Annotated in this window: 3 protein-coding genes; all 3 read right to left on the bottom strand. The window is 45.5% G+C overall.

The features are described 5' to 3' along the window. Positions 1–198 precede the first annotated feature (198 nt). The 3 genes from AC1DLB_RS28130 to AC1DLB_RS28120 are packed head-to-tail and all read right to left on the bottom strand — an operon-like array spanning position 199 to position 2,227. Positions 199–855 (bottom strand): uracil-DNA glycosylase, encoded by a 657-nt coding sequence (locus tag AC1DLB_RS28130; protein ID WP_477743842.1) that lies wholly within the window; start codon positions 853–855, stop codon positions 199–201. A 5-nt stretch (positions 856–860) separates the two neighbouring features. After that, complete coding sequence (locus AC1DLB_RS28125; protein WP_477743843.1) at positions 861–1,982, bottom strand: pyrophosphatase; 1,122 nt, start codon at positions 1,980–1,982, stop codon at positions 861–863. Between the two features lie 53 nt (positions 1,983–2,035). Then, positions 2,036–2,227, bottom strand: a complete 192-nt coding sequence (locus AC1DLB_RS28120) for an Nmad2 family putative nucleotide modification protein (RefSeq protein WP_477786097.1) — start codon at positions 2,225–2,227, stop codon at positions 2,036–2,038. Between the last annotated feature and the right edge of the window lie 2 nt (positions 2,228–2,229).

Here is a 2,229-nt window from a genome sequence, read left to right as displayed (position 1 = left end):
GAACGTGACCGAACAGCCACGTCAGAAATCTAGAGATGGATTGTAAGAGTTTTCCTTTTGTGCGGTAGGTTTTTCACTGATTTTCGCTCGACAGGTGGCTGCTCGTACCTAGGGCTCGACGTGCTGGGGGAAGATGGCTCTGCAGCTTGATAATTTCCTGTTGTATAGATTTTCTGGATTTTTTATATGTGCCAGGATCTATAAAAGTGTTTTCTGGCGTGGAGAGCATCCATAGATCTCGGAAACTTGTGCAATAAATATGTTCTGCCCGCCATAGCTTGGGTGTCTTACGCGCAATACCGGTATGGAATTTGTAATTCGGCTTGCAGAAGCGGCAGCATCGTTTCCTATAGCTACAATGCGTGACGGATTCAGCAGGCGAATTAGCTCTTTTAGTAACTCCTCACCGATTTTTCTTTCTAGAGTATTGTGCTGTCGATTTGTAAACTGTTCGCCCGCTGCGTGCGGATGAAGAGGAAAAACATTCCAGAGGAATATTTGTGCATCTACTTGGTCTAACATGTTCCAAATAACTGCAGCTGTCCGTTCCGTGACAGCGTTCCCAATGGTAGGTCTTTCGGCGAATAGATTGAACCGTTTGGCATGGTTTTCAATGTGCGCGTCATCAGTCAATGCTAGACCTGTACGGCGGCCGCCGCGATAACCAAGATCCCGTCCGATCCATATGGCATCGATAGGGCGGCTTGTTGCGCTGTATATTATGTTGGATAGCGTTTGGGCACGAAGGCTGGGTGCTTCTATACTGTCATGTATTTCGCAGCGATCTGAATACGGGTTGAAGCAATTTTCTAGGTGCAATTTAACGATTGTTTCAACAAAAGGGTGTAGCTTCATATGTTCTACTCTAGTGGTTCATATCGTATGGTACGCAGTGAGCGATCACCAATGATCCAGCCTCCTTGAGTCGCTTTCACTTGGCGGAAGACGCTGTACCCTTCTAATATCGCCTTTTCCCAAAGTTTTAAAGGGCAACGTTCTACTTCGTAACCGCTTACAAATTCCCCAATGATTTTCAACATGCCAAGTGAGATTTTATCTTGGTTTTCAAAAAAGTTTAGTTCTTTGGCTCTTGAAAAGATCCAGGCAGTCAAACCTTCTTCAACAACGATTGCTCGTCCGCTATCTTGCTCCTCGTCGTACTCAGGGTTGCTTTTTCGCTTGTGTTTTATCAATGAGCGGACTACTGGCGACCAATGGAGAATGGCTGCGTATGCAAGATGAAATACATCATGAAAGCGGTATCCATCGTGGTCGGATATATTGTCTGTCAAAGGATCTCCGATGAAAACTCCATTCCATTGGAGATAGCTTCTGCTGCTTTCACGTTGATTAATACGGATTTTAAAGTCGCGCGGAAGTTGCTCGTCAAACGAAAAATTTGAATCGAAGTCGATTAAGTCAGCAGGGTTTGGATCTAGAAATGCTCCGCGAGCTTTGCGTAGGTTTGCTCTAGCAACCTCTGAAAATACTAGCTTGGCAGCGTGAAGGGCATCAAGATAGTCTTTTGCGAAATTTACAACATTTTCTCGCGAGGGCACACTTCCCAATAATGACGCCGCAGAACGACCGAGGCGTACCAGTGAAACATCTGCAGAATCTCTTGAAGCAATTGGCATTGCTACATACGCGAAAGCACCGTCAATAACATCACTTGCTACGCCCACGGTTTGAAAGTTTTCACACTTGACTGCGTCGGAAAATATATCGCTAAGTGGAAGTTCCAAGCGTTTACAAAGCGCTGCTAAATACCAAAGTGTATCTCCAAATTCTTCTTCTGCTGCTTTTTTAAAGCCGGGGTAGGCGGACTGCTCTCGAATGTGTTTTTTTGCAGTGGACATGATTCCACCGACTTCACCATATAGACCTTGTAGTATTGGGTTGACATCTTTTAGATCGAGCACGTCAGTAAGGGCAATTTCCGTGGCATATTCGGAAAGTAAGAGAGAACCTTCTTTTTGCATGAGGCGTCACTTCCTAAGTGAGATCCATTCAAAAGGCGCCCCTTGATACCCTGTTAAATCAAGGCTGCGCACCCATGTTTCCAAGCTTTCGAAAAGTTGTGGGTCATTGAAAGTAGTAGATCCAATCCCACTTTGCACAAACGGCGTCCTCGTCGATCCACAAGGTGTTCGGGAAACTCCGGTCCTTCTCCGCCAAAATAGACGAAATCGCTGCTAATTAGTACGCGATTTGTACCAGTGACCAGTG

This window comes from Pseudomonas sp. 05N434 (assembly GCF_056396965.1).
Note: the sequence above shows the minus strand (reverse complement) of the source record. Positions and strands in the feature narration are given on the sequence as shown.